General features: G+C 67.5%; 14 protein-coding genes and 1 pseudogene. 8 read left to right on the top strand and 7 right to left on the bottom strand.

The window, feature by feature from the left end; translation table 11 throughout:
• Window positions 1–287: 287 nt before the first annotated feature.
• From OG972_RS03020 to OG972_RS03035, 4 genes and pseudogenes are all read left to right on the top strand, one after another.
• A complete protein-coding gene (locus OG972_RS03020) occupies window positions 288–3,008 on the top strand; it encodes a SpoIIE family protein phosphatase/ATP-binding protein (RefSeq protein ID WP_266978129.1) in 2,721 nt (906 codons plus the stop codon).
• 103 nt (window positions 3,009–3,111) lie between these two features.
• A complete protein-coding gene (locus OG972_RS03025) occupies window positions 3,112–3,498 on the top strand; it encodes a hypothetical protein (protein WP_266978130.1) in 387 nt (128 codons plus the stop codon).
• A 10-nt stretch (window positions 3,499–3,508) separates the two neighbouring features.
• Window positions 3,509–4,165 carry a CBS domain-containing protein gene (locus OG972_RS03030; RefSeq protein WP_266978131.1) on the top strand — a complete coding sequence of 219 codons (657 nt, stop codon included), beginning with the start codon at window positions 3,509–3,511 and terminating at the stop codon, window positions 4,163–4,165.
• A gap of 159 nt (window positions 4,166–4,324) precedes the next feature.
• Window positions 4,325–4,465: pseudogene (locus OG972_RS03035) on the top strand (universal stress protein); the annotation flags it as partial.
• A 34-nt stretch (window positions 4,466–4,499) separates the two neighbouring features.
• On the opposite strand, the gene OG972_RS03040 reads toward OG972_RS03035, so the two are convergent.
• The gene (locus OG972_RS03040) at window positions 4,500–5,378 is read right to left on the bottom strand and encodes a universal stress protein (protein WP_266978132.1); all 879 of its coding nucleotides are present in this window, start codon (window positions 5,376–5,378) and stop codon (window positions 4,500–4,502) included.
• Between the two features lie 466 nt (window positions 5,379–5,844).
• Here OG972_RS03040 and OG972_RS03045 point away from each other — a divergent pair, with 466 nt between their 5' ends.
• Both OG972_RS03045 and OG972_RS03050 read left to right on the top strand, forming a co-directional pair.
• Window positions 5,845–6,303 (top strand): Crp/Fnr family transcriptional regulator, encoded by a 459-nt coding sequence (locus tag OG972_RS03045; protein WP_266978133.1) that lies wholly within the window; start codon window positions 5,845–5,847, stop codon window positions 6,301–6,303.
• Window positions 6,304–6,344: 41 nt separating this feature from the next.
• Window positions 6,345–6,983, top strand: coding sequence for a CBS domain-containing protein (locus OG972_RS03050; protein WP_266978134.1), 639 nt, complete (start codon window positions 6,345–6,347; stop codon window positions 6,981–6,983).
• A gap of 248 nt (window positions 6,984–7,231) precedes the next feature.
• Here OG972_RS03050 and OG972_RS03055 read toward each other — a convergent pair whose 3' ends face one another.
• Genes OG972_RS03055 through OG972_RS03075 form a run of 5 tightly spaced genes read right to left on the bottom strand, consistent with a single transcriptional unit; the run spans window position 7,232 to window position 13,354 of the window.
• A complete protein-coding gene (locus OG972_RS03055) occupies window positions 7,232–8,386 on the bottom strand; it encodes an aldose epimerase family protein (RefSeq protein ID WP_266978135.1) in 1,155 nt (384 codons plus the stop codon).
• 23 nt (window positions 8,387–8,409) lie between these two features.
• Complete coding sequence (mmsB, locus tag OG972_RS03060) at window positions 8,410–9,651, bottom strand: multiple monosaccharide ABC transporter permease (RefSeq protein ID WP_266978136.1); 1,242 nt, start codon at window positions 9,649–9,651, stop codon at window positions 8,410–8,412.
• Window positions 9,648–11,198, bottom strand: coding sequence for a multiple monosaccharide ABC transporter ATP-binding protein (gene mmsA / locus OG972_RS03065; protein WP_266978137.1), 1,551 nt, complete (start codon window positions 11,196–11,198; stop codon window positions 9,648–9,650). Before mmsA ends, mmsB begins: the two co-directional genes overlap by 4 nt.
• A gap of 57 nt (window positions 11,199–11,255) precedes the next feature.
• Entirely contained in the window at window positions 11,256–12,374 is a 1,119-nt protein-coding gene (chvE, locus tag OG972_RS03070; protein WP_353961640.1) for a multiple monosaccharide ABC transporter substrate-binding protein, read from the bottom strand.
• Entirely contained in the window at window positions 12,374–13,354 is a 981-nt protein-coding gene (locus OG972_RS03075) for a hypothetical protein (RefSeq protein ID WP_266978139.1), read from the bottom strand. The genes chvE and OG972_RS03075 overlap by 1 nt, the downstream gene beginning before the upstream one ends.
• 513 nt (window positions 13,355–13,867) lie before the next feature.
• Here OG972_RS03075 and OG972_RS03080 point away from each other — a divergent pair.
• Complete coding sequence (locus OG972_RS03080) at window positions 13,868–14,269, top strand: hypothetical protein (protein WP_266978140.1); 402 nt, start codon at window positions 13,868–13,870, stop codon at window positions 14,267–14,269.
• A gap of 317 nt (window positions 14,270–14,586) precedes the next feature.
• On the opposite strand, the gene OG972_RS03085 is transcribed toward OG972_RS03080, so the two are convergent.
• On the bottom strand, window positions 14,587–15,495 hold the full coding sequence (locus OG972_RS03085) for a universal stress protein (protein WP_266978141.1): 909 nt from the start codon (window positions 15,493–15,495) through the stop codon (window positions 14,587–14,589).
• Window positions 15,496–15,768: 273 nt separating this feature from the next.
• Between OG972_RS03085 and OG972_RS03090 the strand changes: the two genes are divergently transcribed.
• Window positions 15,769–16,443 (top strand): CBS domain-containing protein, encoded by a 675-nt coding sequence (locus OG972_RS03090; protein WP_266978142.1) that lies wholly within the window; start codon window positions 15,769–15,771, stop codon window positions 16,441–16,443.
• Window positions 16,444–16,615: the final 172 nt, after the last annotated feature.

Genomic DNA, 16,615 nt, shown 5'->3' on the forward strand with positions numbered 1-16,615 from the left:
TCCCCGCCGAATCGTTGCATGCCGGGGCCGCATGCGGCCCGGCCCGGGCGAGGGAGCGCGACGTGTCGCGCGTGCCCGTCCGGTCCGCGGGAGCCCACCCGGTGGCGCACGATGGAAGCAGGGCCCGAGCCAGATCTCGTCGCTGCCGACCGGAGTGTCTCCACATGTCCCGTACACCGCATGGCATCCAATGTGCGAAGCCGGGGCTGTGATGCGTCGATCGACGGAAATCAGGCGATAAGTTACCCAATGGGCATACATAGCTAGAAAGTGTTAGGAATGTCGACATGGTCGACCATTCCGACCGATCCCGGAGCGGATCGGCTCGGTCACTGAGTGGCAAAGGACCGCGAAGCGTAGCCGGGCAGGTGTTCATCCTGCAGGCGGTGGTCATTGTCCTGCTTGTGGCGGGCGCGGTTGTGGCGCTGGTTCTCCAGTCGCTCCATGATGCCGAGACGGAGGCGGAGCGCCGTTCGGTGGCTGCGGCAGAGACGTTCGCGCACTCGCCGGGGATTGTGCAGGCGATCCAGTCTCCCGATCCCTCCAAAGTGCTGCAGCCGCTCACCGAGGTGGCGCGGAAACTGGCGGGCGTCGACTTCATCGTGGTGACGGACGCACATGGGACTCGTTACACACACCCCCGTCCGGAGCTCATCGGAAAGCAGTTCGTCGGCACCATCAAACCTTCGCTGGCGGGCCAGGTCCACGTGGAAAACGTCCAGGGGCCCCTTGGCCATGAAGTCCAGGCGATTGTCCCCGTCAACGCTCCCGACAAGACCGTCGTGGGCCTGGTGGCGGCCGGTCTCAAGGTCGAGAACATCTCCAACGCGGTCGACAAGCAGCTGATGTTCATCTTTGCCAGCGGGGCCGCCGCGCTCGGCCTGGCCACGGGCGGGGCGGCCCTGGTGGCCAAGCGGCTGCGAAGGCAGACCCACGGGCTCGATCCCGCCCAGATGACCCGCATGTACGAGCACCATGACGCGGTGCTCCACGCCGTCCGGGAAGGGGTGCTCATCGTCGGACACGACGGTCGGCTGCTGCTGGCGAACGACGAGGCCGAACGGCTTCTCGATCTGCCGCCCGACGCCCAGGGGCGCCCCGTCAAGGAACTGAAGAGCCTCGACCCGGCCACGGCGGAGCTGCTCGTCTCCGGTCGCGTGGCCACGGACGAGATGTACTTGGCCGGGGATCGCACGCTGGTGGTGAACCAGCGGCGCACCGCCCGTAACGGAAGCCCCCTGGGAACGGTGGCGACCCTGCGCGACTCCACCCAGCTCCTGGCACTGACGGGCAAGGTGGAAACGACGAACGAACGCCTCAGGCTGCTGTACGACGCGGGGGTGGGCATCGGCACCACCCTGGACGTGACGCGCACGGCCGAGGAACTGGCCGAGACGGCCGTCCCCCGGTTCGCGGACTTCGTCACGGTCGACCTCGCCGCCCCCGTCCTGCACGGGGAGGAGCCGACCGGCACGGCTGCCGACCTGCGCCGCACCGCCGTCAGCGGCATCCGGGACGACCACCCCCTCTACCCGTGCGGCGCGCTCATCACCTTTCTTCCCTCCACGCCTCAAGCACGCGGATTCGCCACCGGCCGGTCGGTGGTGGTGCGCGATCTGTCCTCCGCACCCGAATGGCGTGCTCAGGACCCGGAACGGACAGGCAACGTCGTCGACTACGGAATCCACTCACTCCTCACGACGCCGCTGCAGGCGCGGGGCGTGGTGCTGGGCCTGGCCAACTTCTGGCGCTCGCGGGAGGCCGGAGCGTTCGACGAGGAGGACCAATCGCTCGCCGAGGAACTGGTCGCCCGTGCCGCGGTCAGTATCGACAACGCACGCCGGTACACCCGCGAACACGCCCTGGCGGTGATGTTGCAACGCAGCCTGCTGCCGCGCGCTCTGCCCGAACAGAACGCCCTGGATGTCGCCCACCGCTATCTGCCCGCACAGTCCGGAGTCAGCGGTGACTGGTTCGATGTGATTCCGCTGTCGGGCAACCGCGTCGCGTTGGTCGTCGGCGACGTCGTCGGCCATGGGCTGCACGCCGCCGCCACCATGGGACGGCTACGTACCGCGGTGCACAACTTCTCCACGCTCGATCTGCCTCCCGATGAACTCCTCGACCACCTCGACGACCTCGTGGACCGCATCGACAAGGAAGAGGGGGGCGCGGACGTCGGTGCAGGCATCGTGGGAGCCACGTGCCTGTACGCGATCTACGATCCGGTCGCCCGGCACTGCACCATGGCCCGCGCCGGACATCATCTCCCGGCGCTGGTCCACCCCGACGGCAGCGTGGAGTTCCCCGAGCTTCCTGCCGGGCCACCGCTGGGGCTCGGCGGCATGCCGTTCAAGACCGCCGAACTGGATCTGGCCGTCGGTGCCCAGCTGGTCCTCTACACCGACGGGCTGATCGAGGACCGCACCCGGGACATCGATGTGGGGATGGAGCTGCTCCGCCAGGCCCTCGCCCATCCCGGCCGTTCGCCGGAACAGCACTGCCGGGCGGTGCTCGACGCGCTCCTCCCCACCCAGGCCAAGGACGACGTAGCACTGCTCATCGCCCGCACCCGCGCGCTTTCCGCCGACCAGATTGCCGAATGGGACGTTCCGCTCGACCCCGCCGCCGTAGCCGGGATACGAGCCGCCGTCGCGGAGAAGCTCGACGAGTGGGGCCTGACGGAACTGGCGTTCACCTCCGAGTTGATTCTCAGCGAGCTGATCACCAACGCCATCCGCCACGCCTCCGCGCCGGTCCGGGTGCGGCTCCTGCGTGACCGCAACCTGATCTGCGAGGTATCCGACGGCAGCAGCACCTCACCCCATCTGAGGTACGCGGCCACCATGGACGAGGGAGGCCGCGGACTGTTCCTCGTCTCGCAGATCGCCGAGCATTGGGGCACACGGTATACCCACGAAGGCAAGGTCATCTGGGCGCAGCAACCGCTGCCTCAATCCGCCCCGGGCGCGAACGACACGGACCCGTCGTCGGCTTCGTCGTCCTGATCACCACCCACGGCGGACGCGCCACAGGCCTGCCGTCGACCGGCGTGCATCGGCCCAGGGCCTCTCGGGTGAAGGTGCCGGGCCCGAACGCTCCAGCACTCCGGTGATCGAACGCTTGTGCCGGTCCGTCGGCGGGGTCGTCAGCGTCGACCAGCCCCTCGGCCACACCCACGGCGACCTCGCGGCGGATCCTGACACCCCCGCGATCGTGGCCACCGGTGAGCCGCCGCTCCACGCGAGGGCGGAAAGAGCCCATCCGCTTCTCGCGGATCCCGATTGTGCGGTGCACGGCCGCCAGCCGCTTCTCCGCATCCTGGTACGGACTCTTTCCGTCAATTTCATGAAAGCACCCCGAGTGGCAGGCCACCACCGCCCGGTCGGCCTCGTCCGGGTGTGCCGGAGCGTCGACGGAGTGGTGAACGTGGCCAATCGGCTCACGTACGAGCAGGACGACATGTCGGTCGACGCCCAGGAAGCCGCAGAGCGATAGGAGTGGACGGGTGAGACATCGAGACATTGGCGAGCTGATGACCCGCGCGGTCGTGACGGTCCCGGGGAATGCAGCGTTCAAGGACATCGTGCGCACACTCACTGAGCACCAGGTCTCGGCCGTCGCGGTCGTCGACGACGTGGGGCACCCGCTCGGAGTGGTATCGGAAGGCGACCTTCTGCCGAAGTCGGCCGATCAGGGGGACTTCCTGCGGTCCCTGCCGGCGCCCGAGCCGCGTGAGCGGGAGAAAGCGGAGGGCACGCGGGCCGAGGAACTGATGTCGGCGCCCGCCGTGTGCGCCAGGGCGGACTGGACCGTGGCCGAGGCGGCCCGGCTCATGGAGGCGCAGAGCGTCAGACGATTGCTGGTCGTGGACGAGGCGGACACATTGGTGGGCATCGTCAGCCGGCGCGATCTGCTGAAGATCTTCCTGCGCGACGACGAGACCATCCGCCACGAGATCACCGGCGACGTACTCGACCTGACCTTGCACCAGGACCCCGGCGCCATCACCGTCGAAGTGACCGACGGCCGTGTCGAACTGAACGGCTCGGTGCGGTTCAAGAGCCTGATCCCGGTGATCGAACGGTTGTGCCGCACCGTCGACGGAGTGGTTCACGTGGCGCAGCACCTCGGATACGCCGTCGACGACGCATCCGTCCCCTGACGTACGGCGTTCTCGCGGCACCGGCGGTCCGCGACCGCTGCCCCGGATCGCGCCCTGCACCGGTCCAGTCACCGAGGGGGGCCCGCCGTTCCACTCCGACATGGGCGAGGACAAATCCTCCGGCACACCCCACAGCACCGCACTCCTGAGGAGGGCGCCGTGGACCGCCACATCACCGTCGGCCTCGACGGATTTCCTGAAAGCGCAGCCGCTGCCCGTTGGACGGCACGCGCGGCCCGTCTGCGGGATGCGGCCCTGCACCCCGTCCATGCCCAGGCACGCCCTGCGCAGTTGGCCGCCCACGGTCCGCCCACCTCCTTGACTCGGCGGTGCTTCATGGACGGTGGGGTACCACTGCGACAGGACAGCTGGAGTGATGGAGCGCCGTGTGGGCCGTCCGGCCGAGTTGCAGACCCATGTGCCCCTTGCGCCGCGATGCACCCACGACAAGGAGGTCGGCGGCGGCGGAGCGCCGGACGAGAACTTGGTGGGCCGGCCCCTCGACAGTGGAGCGGGAGACGGCAACGGCCGGGAACTCCTCGATCGAGGCCTCAAGCGCTTGGTCAAGCTCTGTCGCCGCCCGCATCTCCCAGGTGAGGGCGGGCGGAGAGTCCTTGGCGCGCGGCAGGCCGACCGCTTCGGACGCGGGGCATCGCCAGGCACGTACTGCGTCGATCTCACAGTGCCGGGTCGCAGCCTCACGGAAAGCGAACCTCACGGCAGCCGACCCGTGGGCCACGTCCGCGACGCCGAGCAGGATGCGGCCGTGCGCTCCGGCTGTTCCTGCCGCGTCGCCGCGTACCACGATGACAGGACACTGGGCCCGGGACGCCAGGGCCAGACTCACGGAACCCAAGAGGAGCTCCTTGAGCTGGCCCCGGCCCCTGGATCCGACAATCAGCATCGCAGCCTTGTGCGCCTCGTCGAGCAACGCCTTGACCGTGTCCTCCGCCAGAACCTCGGTGGTGATCTTCAGATCCGGATTACGCATGCCTGCGCGCTTGACCGCGGTGGCCACGATGGTTTCGGCCAGAATCTGCTCGGAGGGGCGCTCGATGCCCCGATGCAGACCTGCCCCCTCGTAGCGTTCCCATCGGGAGGCGTAGACAACTCTCAGAGGAAGGCCGTGACGGGCTGCCTCCTCCACGGCCCAGTCGACCGCCCGCAAGCTCGAATCCGATCCATCCACGCCCACGACCAGGGGCTGCTCCATGGTCCCCATCGCCTCTCGTCCTGTTGTCGTCAGATGCCCACGTCGCCACCGCGCCATCCCCCTGAACTTCCCAGGAGGGACGATCAAGACCCAATCCTGAACATTCGACCTAATATTCGTAATAAACGGTGCGATCGATATATACCCCTCAGGAGGACCTGACGTATGTGTTCGGTGTGGATCCATCCCGCTGCCCCGGCTCGCATGTAGGGCCGATTGGTCCCCAGGTCGCCCCCGTAGAGCCCCTGGGGACCACAGATCTTTCGGCGCAGGCTGTTCTCAGTTCCGCCGGAGGAAGCGATATGACGGCAGCCTCGGCCCGCGGATGGCACGACCCTGTGGATCCCCACTGGTAGGACCCGCACGCAGTACAAGGATGCACAGTGCCGAGAGGAGCACGGCTCCGGCTCAGGCACTGCCGACAACGATCTCAAGATCCGTGCCGCCCTGTGGAGGAGACCAGATCATGACCACTCCAACCATCCGGTCGCTGGGCACCAAGCACCGAGACCGGCTCATGCAGTTCACCCGGGAAGTGTCGTTCCCGGAGGGGACACGCATCTTTGAGGAGGGGCAGAGGGCCGACCACTTCTGGATCGTGCGGACCGGCACCGTCAGCCTCGACTTTCGCATGCCGAAAGGACCGCCGGCGGTCATCGAGTCACTCGGGCACGGAGAGCTGATCGGCTGGTCATGGTTGTTCAGCCCTTATGTGTGGCAGCTGGGAGCCGAGGCGATGACGCACGTGCGCGCCTACGAACTCGATGCCGCGCAGGTGCGCCACGCCTGCGACTTGGATCCGGAACTGGCCGCCGCCGTGGCCCTGTGGGTCGGCCGGGTGATAGCCCACCGACTTCAGTCCGCCAGGGCCCGTCTGCTGGACCTGTACGCACCGCACGGAAGTGGGCTGCCCCATGTCACCTGATCCCCCGTCCCGGCCGGACGGGCCCCGGTGAGGAGATCGCCATGCCTCATTCACCGCACACGGTCAGCGATGTCATGACCCACACCGCCATCGCGGTGGGAGGACAGGCCAGTTACAAGCAAATCGTCGAGCTGATGAAAGAGTGGAAGGTGAGCGCCCTTCCCGTACTCGAGGGCGAGGGACGAGTGATCGGCGTGGTCTCGGAGGCCGATCTGCTCCCCAAGGAGGAGTCCCGGACCGACGACCCGACCCGGCCGGAGCTGCCTCTGACCGACCGGGTGAAGGCGGGCGCCGTGAGCGCAAAGGAGCTGATGTCGAGCCCGGCAGTGACCGTCCATCCCGACGCCCTCATAGCAGAGGCGGCACGCATCATGGCCCAGCGCCACCTGAAGCGGCTGCCTGTGGTCGGCGCGGCCGGACTGCTGGAGGGAATCGTCAGCCGCAGTGATCTGTTGAAGGTCTTTCTCCGCTCGGACGAAGACCTTGCCGACGAGATCCGCCGCACCGTCACAGACTTGTCCCACCCCGGAGGAGCCGTGACCGTATCCGTCGTGGACGGAGTGGTCACGCTCGGAGGCTCGGTACGCGACCGGACACTCATCCCGTTGCTGGCCCGAGCCATCCGAGCGGTCGAGGGCGTTGTGGACATCCACCTGGACCTGAACCGGACCACGGGTTAGGAGGCTGATTTTCGCCGGCGCCGGTGGGCTCGCGCGTTGTGACGACCAGTCGTCGCCGAGAGGCGACCGCCCTTCGCGAGCCACCCCGTGCGGCTCCGACCGGTTCCCCCAGCCAGCCGGGGCGCCCGGTGTGCATCGTGCCCTCTACGACGACGGGCAACTGGTGGTGGACCTGTGGGAGGGCGAGCAGGTCATGGCTGTGCCCCGCAGGGTCAAGGCCTGCGGGGCACAGCGGATCAGGGCAGCCCTCAGTGCGCCGAGAATGTGTGGACCGTGCTCGTGCGGTACGTCTGGCCCGGGCGGAGCACCGTCGAGGGCCAGGACGGCTGGTTCGGGGAGTCCGGGAAGTGCTGGGTCTCCAGGCACATGCCGTCGCCCTGCCGGTAGATCTTCCCCGAAGTGCCGACCAACGTGCCGTCCAGGAAATTGCCGGAGTAGACCTGCAGCCCCGGCTCGGTCGTGGACAGCCTCACCGTCCGGCCCGATGACGGGTCGCTCAGCGTCGCGATGTGCTCGGGCGCCGCGGTGACCCCCTTGTCCAGAACCCAGTTGTGGTCGATGCCCTGGCCGTACAGCAGTTGCTGGTTGCCGACCCGGATGTCCTCGCCGACCGTCTTGGCCCGGCGGAAGTCGAAGGGCGTGCCGGCGACCTTCGCCAGTTCGCCGGTCGGGATGAGTCCGGAGTCGACAGGCGTGTAGCGGGAGGCGGCGACGGCGAGTTCGTGGTCGTATATGGTGCCGCTGCCCTCACCGGCGAGGTTCCAGTAGATGTGGTTGGTGAGGTTGACGACCGTCGGCTTGTCGGTCGTCGCCTCGTAGTCGATGTGCCAGTCGCCGCGCGCGGTGAGGGCGTACGTGACCTTCGTCTTGAGCGTGCCGGGGTAGCCCATCTCGCCGTCGATGCCGGTGTAGTGCAGGTGGAGGCCGACGCGCGTGGAGTCCCGGAACGGCTCGACGTCCCAGACCCGCGTGTTGAAGCCCTTGGCGCCGCCGTGCAGGCTGTTTTCGCCGTTGTTGACCGAGAGCTGGTAAGTGGTTCCGTCCAGGGTGAAGCGGCCCTTGGCGATGCGGTTTCCGTAGCGGCCGATGAGTGCGCCGAAGAAGGTGGTGCCGGCGACGTACGACTCGATGTTGTCGTAGCCGAGGGAGACATTGGCGCGCCGGCCGTGACGGTCGGGGATCTCCAGGGACTGGATGATCCCGCCGTAGGACAGGACCTTCATCCGGGTCCCGCCGTTCTCCAGCGTCCACCGGTACACCTTCGTACCGTCGGCGAGTCTGCCGAAGAGCTCCTTCACCGGCACTCCGTGCGTGCCTGTCGCGTGGGCCGTTCCGACCGACGTGCTCGCTGCCAGCCCGGCGGCCGCGGCCGCCGTTATCACCGTGCGTCTGCTCGTGTCCATGTCGTGCGGCTCCTTCTGAGAAGTTACGAACCGACCTTGCGCTTGTTCCACACGTCGAAGCCGACCGCCGCCAGCAGCACCAGGCCCTTGATGACCTGCTGCCAGTCGGAGCCGACCCCGACGAGGTTCATGCCGTTGTTGAGCACGCCCAGCACCAGACCGCCGATGATCGCGCCCAGCACGGTGCCGACGCCGCCGCTCATGGACGCGCCGCCGATGAACGAGGCCGCGATCGCCTCCAGTTCGAAGTTGATGCCGGCCTTGGGGGAGGCGGCGTTGAAGCGGGCTGCGAAGACCAGGCCGGCCAGGGCGGCCATCATTCCCATGTTCAGGAAGACCAGGAAGACGACCTTCTTGTCCTTGACACCGGACAGCTTGGCCGCCGGGAGGTTGCCGCCGATCGCGTACACATGACGGCCGATGATCGCGTTGCGCATCACATAGCCGAAGCCGACGACCAGAACACCGAGGATCAACAGCACCACCGGTGCACCGTTGTAGCTGGCCAGCAGCATGGTGACGGTGAGGACCGCGGCGATCAGCGCGGTCAGCTTGAGGGCGAACAGTTTGGCGGGCAGGACGTCCAGCGCGAACTCCTGCTGCCGCTTGCGGTCGCGTACCTCCTGGTAGACCACGAAGGCGATCAGCGCGAGCCCCAGCAGCAGGGTGAGGTTGTGGTAGTTGGTGTCCGGTCCGACCGCGGGCAGGAAGCCGTTGGCGACCGTCTGCAGGCCGTCCGGGAACGGGCCGACCGTCTGGCCCTTCAGGAAGATCTCCGTCAGACCTCGGAAGAGGAGCATTCCGGCGAGGGTGACGATGAACGACGGTATGCCCAGATACGCGATCAAGTAGCCCTGCATCGCTCCCGCGACGGCACCGAGCAACAGCACCAGGACCACGGCCAGCGGCCAGGCCATCTTGTGGTCGACCATCAGCACCGCGGCCGCCGCTCCGACGAAAGCCGTGAGCGAGCCGACCGAGAGGTCGATGTGGCCGGCGATGATGACGAGCATCATGCCGATCGCGAGGATCAGGATGTAGCTGTTCTGCAGCACCAGATTGGAGACGTTGCGCGGCAGCAGCAGGTCGCCGCTGGTCCAGACGGCGAACAGGACGACGATCAGGCCGAGGGCGATGAGCATGCCGTACTGGCGCATATTGCGACGCAGCCCGTCCAGCATCAGCTGCAGGAGGCTGTCCCCGGCCTTGTCCTTGCCACCGGACGGGGCCGCCGTCGGGGTCTTGGCGGTCAGATTCGCGCTCATCGCTCTTCCCTCTTGTCCTTGGTCATCTGGCGCATCAGCACTTCCTGCGTGGCCTCGGCCCGCGCGACTTCTCCGGTGAGCCGGCCGGCGGCCATCGTGTAGATGCGGTCGCACATACCGAGCAGTTCGGGGAGCTCGGAGGAGATGAAGACGACCGCCTTGCCCTCGGCGGCCAGCCTGTCGATCACGGTGTAGATCTCGTATTTGGCGCCCACGTCGATACCGCGGGTCGGCTCGTCCAGGATCAGCACATCGGGACCGGCGAAGATCCACTTGCTGAGGACGACCTTCTGTTGATTGCCGCCCGACAGCCTGCCGACCCGTTCGAAGACGTTCGGCGCCTTGATGTTCATGCTCCTGCGGAAGCCCTCGGCGACCTTGCGCTCCCCGTGCTCGTCGACGATCCCGCGGCCGGCCACCTTGGGCAGGGCGCTCAGAGTGATGTTGCGCGTGATGGTGTCGATGAGGTTGAGCCCGTAGTGCTTGCGATCCTCGGTGACGTACGCGATGCCGTGCGCGACCGCCTCGGGGACGGTTTTCGTACGGATCTCCTTGCCGTCCTTGAGGACGGTGCCGCCCGCGTAACGCCCGTACGTACGGCCGAAGACGCTCATCGCGAGTTCGGTGCGGCCCGCGCCCATCAGGCCCGCGATGCCGACGATCTCGCCCCGCCGCACCTGGATCGACACCGAGTCGACGACCTTGCGCTGCTGGTCGATCGGGTGGCGTACGGTCCAGTCGCGGATCTCCAGCGCCGGGGCGCTGCCCGCCTCCGCCTCGTGCGGGGTGCGCTCGGGGAAGCGGTGTTCGAGGTCGCGGCCGACCATGCCGTTGATGATCCGCTCCTCGGTGGTCTGAGCGGCCTTCACGTCCAGGGTCTCGATGGAGCGGCCGTCGCGGAGGATGGTCACCGAGTCGGCGACCCGCTCGATCTCGTTGAGCTTGTGCGAGATGATGATCGAGGTGATGCCCTGGGTCTTCAACTCCAGGATGAGATCGAGGAGTTTGCCGCTGTCCTCGTCGTTGAGCGCTGCCGTCGGCTCGTCGAGGATCAGCAGCTTCACCTCCTTGGAGAGCGCCTTGGCGATCTCCACGAGCTGCTGCTTGCCGACGCCGATGTCCGCGACCCGGGTCTCCGGGTGATCGCTCAGACCGACCCGCCTCAGCAGCTCGGTGGCGTGCCGCAGGGTGTCGCGCCAGCTGATCACGCCGTGCTTGGCATGCTCGTTGCCGAGGAAGATGTTCTCCGCGAGGGAGAGGTAGGGCACGAGGGCGAGCTCCTGGTGGATGATCACGATGCCGCGCCGTTCGCTCGCCCTGATGTCCTTGAAGTGGCAGGGCTCGCCCTGGAAGAGGATCTCCCCTTCGTAACTCCCGTGCGGGTGCACGCCGGAGAGGACCTTCATGAGGGTCGACTTGCCGGCGCCGTTCTCCCCGCAGATGGCGTGGACCTCGCCCTGGCGAACGGTCAGGGAGACGTCGGAGAGCGCCTTGACGCCGGGAAAGGTCTTGACGATCGAGCGCATGTCCAGGACGGGTCCCGCCATGGTCGTGCCTTTCTGATCTGCGTTGCCGCTACTGATGGGACTGAGAGACCTGGTGGGTCACTTGAGGTCGTCGGCCGTGTAGTAGCCGGTGTCGATGAGCTCCTTGGTGTAGTTGCTCTTGTCGACACTCACCGGCTGCAGCAGGAACGAAGGCACGGTCTTCTTCCCGTTGTTGTACGACGTGGTGTCGTTGATCTCGGGCTTCTTGCCGCTCAGCGCCGCGTCCACCATGTTGGTGGCGACCTCGGCAAGCTTGCGGATGTCCTTGTAGACCGTCTGGTTCTGCTCGCCCTTGATGATCGACTTCACCGAGGCGACCTCGGCGTCCTGGCCGGTGACGATCGGCCACGGCTTGCTCGCCGTGCCGTAGTGGTCGGAGCGCAGCGAGGACAGAATGCCGATCGAAATGCCGTCGTACGGCGAGAGCACCGCGTCCACCCGGCCCGAGGTGTACGAGGACGTCAGCAGGTCGTCCATGCGCTTCTGCGCGGTGCCGCCGTCCCAGCGCAGGGTGGTGACCTGATTGAGCTTGGTCTGGCCGGACTTGACGACCAGCTGCTTCTTGTCGATGTACGGCTGGAGGACCTTCATCGCGCCGTTGAAGAAGTACTGGGTGTTGTTGTCGTCGTTGGAGCCGGCGAACAGCTCGATGTTGAAGGGCCCCTTCTTGCTGCCGTCTGCGAGCCCCAGTTTCTGCACGATGTAGGTGCCCTGGAGCGTGCCGACCTTCTCGTTGTCGAACGAGGCGTAGTAGTCGACGTGGTCGGTGCCGAGGATGAGCCGGTCGTACGAGATCACCGGGATATGGGCGTCCGCGGCCTGTTGCAGCACGTTGTTCAGCGACTTGTTGTCGATGGCCGCGATGACCAGGGCTTTGACGCCCTGGGTGATCATGTTCTCGATCTGCGAGACCTGGGTGTCGGGGTCGTCCTCGCCGAACTGCAGCTTGGTCTTGTAGCCGGCCGCCTGCAGGTCCTTGACCACGTTCTTGCCGTCGGCGATCCACCGCTCGGAGGACTGGGTGGGCATGGCGATGCCGACGGTGCCGCCCTTGGCGCTCTCCGCGCCGGTGTCCTTGCTGCCGCCCGAACTGCTCTGACCGCAGGCGGTGAGGGAGAGGCACAGGGTGAGGGAGGCGACAGCAGCCGTCGTGATGGTACGGATTCTCATGGTCATCAGTCCTTGTTGGTCTCATCGTCGAGAACAGGGAAGCGGCGAAGGATGCCCGGCAGCCGGGAACCGAGCGGTGACATTCCGGCCTCGGCCCCGTGCCGGGCCAGCAGGTCGAGCGCAAGACGGCCGCGGCGGACGCGTTCGCGCGCGGTGTTGAGGGTGTGGTCGCGCAGCTGCGCGCCGTAGGGGTAGATACCGGGGGACTTGGAGAGCCCGAACTTGAGATAGATCGGGGCGCCGCGCCTGATCAGCTCGGCCGCCTCATACATCCGGACGTAACCGCCGAGATCGTCCGGGGCCTCGATGTAGAGGTCCATGGGGGTCGCGGAGGCACGCCGGATCTCCGTGAAATGAGCGAGCGTCAGGTCGGAGGGGATGTTGATCGAGTCCGCGCCGAGCTGCTCGTACACCGCGTAGGAGGCCGGGTTGACCGGCCCGATCAGCGCGGAGACCTTGAAAGTGGTTTCGGCGGGCAGCACGCCCCGTGCCCGCAGCCGGTGGAGCGTCCAGAGCACGCCCTCATCGGCGACGAGCAGACAGGTGACGCCCAGCTCCGTTGCGCGCAGGGCATCTTCGACACATCCGGCGAGCGCGTCGTGGCCGCGGGCGCGCAGGCCGGCGCCGCCCGAGTCCGTACGCGTGGAGCCGCCGATGTCCCAGGTGCCGCGCGGTCCGGTGAACAAGCAGAGCTCGATGTCGCGCTCGGCGCAGGCCTCCACCATCTCGGTGATCTCGGCGTCGGTGAGCATCCAGACACCGCTGCCCTGACTGATGCGGTGGACGGGGACGTCGAGGCGCGAGGACTCCTTCAGTACGACGGCGAGCGCCTCGGGGCCCTCCACCGAGGGGATCTCGGTGCGCCAGGTGCCACCGTCGGGGAAGGCGTGCGGGGAGGAGTCGGCAGGATTGTCGGCGGGCGCGGCGAGGCCGAGCGTGGCGAGGGCGGATTCGCCGGGACGGCGGGCTCCTGAGGCAGTGGTCACGTGACCCCCCATGATTGTTCGATATTTCGTACACAGTTCGGAAACAACGGCACGGATCTGCCACGACGAGCACAGCAGGATCGCACCGACCTCGGGATCACCCCTGCCCACCACGTCGATGGCGCGCGAGAGCTCCTCCAGGGCCAGTTCATGCGCGACAAGCGATGCAGGCCCGATCGGACCGGCTCCCTCCGACGCCGATGGCACCTTCGCCGGCGTGGAGCGGCACCCAGGCGCGGACGCCACTGGGCGTTCCGGCGACGTGGGTGGTGATTCCCGTGATGCGCAAGGCAGTTACCCCCGAAGCTGTTCGGTATTTCGTCACACGTTCGAAATGCTGGCGTGAACGTAGTCGCGGACAGCGTGCATCGTCAATGGCCCTGCACCGGTCGATTTCATCGATGCGGCGGGGTGTTGACGAGAGGCGTACGGAACGGCAAGCTCCCGCCAGTCGATATACCGACAAGCATCCGAAATCTCGAACCCGCATATCGAGCTTGAGGAGCACCACGTATGACCGATCACCACATGAGCCGCCGCACCCTGATTGCCGCCGCGACGGCCGTACCGTTCGCGTACGCACTCGGAGGCGTCGCGGCCCCCGCCGCGGCCGCCGAAGCGCTCCCTGCCCCCGCAGCCCACTGGGCCTTCGACGAGGGGACGGGCACCAGCGCTACCGACACCTCGGGCAACGGCTACACCCTCACCCTGACCGGTGCGGCGGCCTGGGGCGCCGCCAAGGCCGGCGCGTACAGCCTCGACACGACGGCAAGCGGCTACGCCGAGCACGCGGGCGCAGTCGTCGACACCTCGGCCGCCTTCTCCGTCGCCGCCTGGGAGCGCCTGAGCCGTACCGGCGGATACCAGACCTTCGTCTCCGTCGACGAAACGCCCTCGCCGCCCCGGACAACCTGACCCCCCGCACCTCCCGGATCACCGGGCCGGCCCCCACCTTCTCGTACTCGTTCCCGGCCTACTCGGTCACCGTCCTGGAGATCGACGTCCCCCGCTGATCCGACGTCCCACGTGATCCGGGCAGCTCGTTCGGATCATCTGACCGTTGGTCCGGAAGTGCCGTCCACGGACGCGCAATGGGCGCGGATCGAGCCGCTGCTTCCGGACCGGACGCTCCGGCAGGGTGGGCGGTGGCGTGATCACCGACGGGTGATCGATGGGTTGGGTGACATGTTCGACATCGCCCGCGACCGCGACGGGACAGCGCGCCTCACCGTTCACTGCGACTCACCCGTCGTCGGCTTGCCCTGCCGCGGGATCAGTTCGACCGGGCAGTTCGCATGGTGCAGCAGGCTGTGGGTGACCCGGCCGAGCGTCGGGCCGAAGTTCCCGGGCGAGCGCCGCCCACCCATGATCAGCAGATCCGCGTGCCGAGTCGCCTCAACCAGGACACCGGCGGCGGACATGCTCTTCTCCGCATCCGCCTCCACGGTGAGTCCCGGGAAGTCGGCACGGATACGGTCCGTCACTCCCATCAACGTGCGAACGTGGTTGCGAGCCATCTCGTCCACGGCGTCGAGCATCGTCACGACATTCCCGACCGACTCCAGCACGTTCCATACGTGCACAAGTCGCAACGACGCCTTGCGCAGCTCCGCCTCACTCGCAGCGTGGCGTGCGAAGTCCACGTCGTGCTCGTCGTGGATGGCGGCCACCACAACGTCTGCCGCGGGAGCGCCTTCGGCGCCGCGCACCACGACCACCGGCGTCCTCGCACCCGCAGCAACCTTCAGGCCGACCGAGCCGAGCAACAGTGAATTGAAACCTCCGAGACCACGGTTGCCCACCACGATCGTGCCGTGGTTTCCCGCCGCGGTGTGCAGGCTCACCACCGGCTCACGACGGCTCAGCTCCTTCGTCACCTTCAGGCCTGGGTACCGCTCGGACACCATGGCTGCGGTCTCCTCGAGAAGATCTCGACCCGCGTTCCGGACCTGCTCGATGGTTTCCATGGACGCGTAGATCATCCGGCTGTCCGTGTCGGCCGCGTAAACGAGGTGCAGAGGACGATCACGCCGTCGGGCTTCCTCGGAGGCCCAGAGCACGGCCCGCATGGCGGGTTCGGAGCCGTCCACCCCGGCCACGAGTGCTCCGAGGACCGGCCCACCCCTGTCACTGGAATTCATGGTTCCTCCTCACCGATGCTGCCGGTGCAACTCTCACCCTGGCACCGCGGCCCAACACTGCGAGAGGGCCGCTCAGGACCCCGCGGGGGCCGAAGGTCCCTGTCGACTCCTCCGCCCCGTGTGCTTCTCCCGCACCATGGCGTGCCCGAACGACCCCGGGTGAGGCCCGTTCGGCCCTGCTTTCGGTGTCGCGGTCCAGCAGATCCTGAGTTCGGGACGAGAACGGGCGCCACGCCCCGGTGAATCTCTGAGAATGGGCAGGGGGTTGCCTCCATGAAGCACATCACGGTGGGAGACCTGATGACCGACGAGGTCGTTTCGGTCGTCTCCGCCAACTCCTTCAAGGATGTCGCGAAGTTGCTCGCGCAGCACAACATCAGCGGACTCCCCGTGCTCGACAGCGAAGACCGGGTGGTCGGTGTCATCTCCGAGAGCGACCTACTGGTCAGACAGACGGGCACCGAGCCGGCGACCGGCACCTCTCCCGAGGGCGCGGGCCGGCCGGTGGCCACCACCGCGGGAGAGGTGATGTCGTCGCCGGCGGTGACCGTCCTCGCCGACGAGACCGTGAGCGGTGCCGCCCGCCTGATGAAGCGCCGCGGTCTGGAGCGCCTCCCGGTCGTGGACGAGGAGGGCCGGCTCATCGGCATCGTCACCCGCCGCGATCTGCTGGGGCTGTTTCTGCGACCGGACGCGGAAATACGACGCCGTGTCGTCGAGGACGTACTCGTCGCCACGATGGGGCTGAGAGCCGATGTGGTCGCCGTCCACGTGGTTGACGGCGTGGTCACCCTCGAAGGCGAACTTGAGAGGCAGAGCGAGATACCCGTCCTGATACGTCTCACCGAGCAGCTCGACGGGGTGGTCGCGGTGATGTCCCATCTCACCACCTGCTTCGACAACGGCCGGCTCCGTCCTCCGGAGCGGACTGCCCACCCCATGTGGTGACCCGCGAATCGCCCCCACAGCTCGACCGGTGGGTGTGGCAGGGCAAGATCGGCGGATTACGCGCCGCGGGGCCGGGGCCGGAGCGCTGCGGCGGTGCTGGGCGGGCCGCACCGCGCCCACCGGATGCCTGCGGGCCCCCGCGCCCGGATCCGAGCCGCACGCCAGTTCGACC

The sequence above is a fragment of the Streptomyces sp. NBC_01669 genome (genome assembly GCF_026339735.1).
GTDB classification, from domain to species: domain Bacteria; phylum Actinomycetota; class Actinomycetes; order Streptomycetales; family Streptomycetaceae; genus Streptomyces; species Streptomyces yanii.

Excerpts from the sequence above, each read along its gene's own strand:
- OG972_RS03080 (WP_266978140.1), top strand. The coding sequence starts at position 13,868 with ATGACCGATCACCACATGAGCCGCCGCACCCTGATTGCCGCCGCGACG.
- OG972_RS03020 (WP_266978129.1), top strand. The coding sequence starts at position 288 with ATGGTCGACCATTCCGACCGATCCCGGAGCGGATCGGCTCGGTCACTG.
- chvE (WP_353961640.1), bottom strand. The coding sequence starts at position 12,374 with ATGACCATGAGAATCCGTACCATCACGACGGCTGCTGTCGCCTCCCTC.
- mmsA (WP_266978137.1), bottom strand. The coding sequence starts at position 11,198 with ATGGCGGGACCCGTCCTGGACATGCGCTCGATCGTCAAGACCTTTCCC.
- OG972_RS03045 (WP_266978133.1), top strand. The coding sequence starts at position 5,845 with ATGACCACTCCAACCATCCGGTCGCTGGGCACCAAGCACCGAGACCGG.
- OG972_RS03040 (WP_266978132.1), bottom strand. The coding sequence starts at position 5,378 with ATGGAGCAGCCCCTGGTCGTGGGCGTGGATGGATCGGATTCGAGCTTG.
- OG972_RS03085 (WP_266978141.1), bottom strand. The coding sequence starts at position 15,495 with ATGAATTCCAGTGACAGGGGTGGGCCGGTCCTCGGAGCACTCGTGGCC.
- OG972_RS03055 (WP_266978135.1), bottom strand. The coding sequence starts at position 8,386 with ATGGACACGAGCAGACGCACGGTGATAACGGCGGCCGCGGCCGCCGGG.
- OG972_RS03050 (WP_266978134.1), top strand. The coding sequence starts at position 6,345 with ATGCCTCATTCACCGCACACGGTCAGCGATGTCATGACCCACACCGCC.
- mmsB (WP_266978136.1), bottom strand. The coding sequence starts at position 9,651 with ATGAGCGCGAATCTGACCGCCAAGACCCCGACGGCGGCCCCGTCCGGT.
- OG972_RS03090 (WP_266978142.1), top strand. The coding sequence starts at position 15,769 with ATGAAGCACATCACGGTGGGAGACCTGATGACCGACGAGGTCGTTTCG.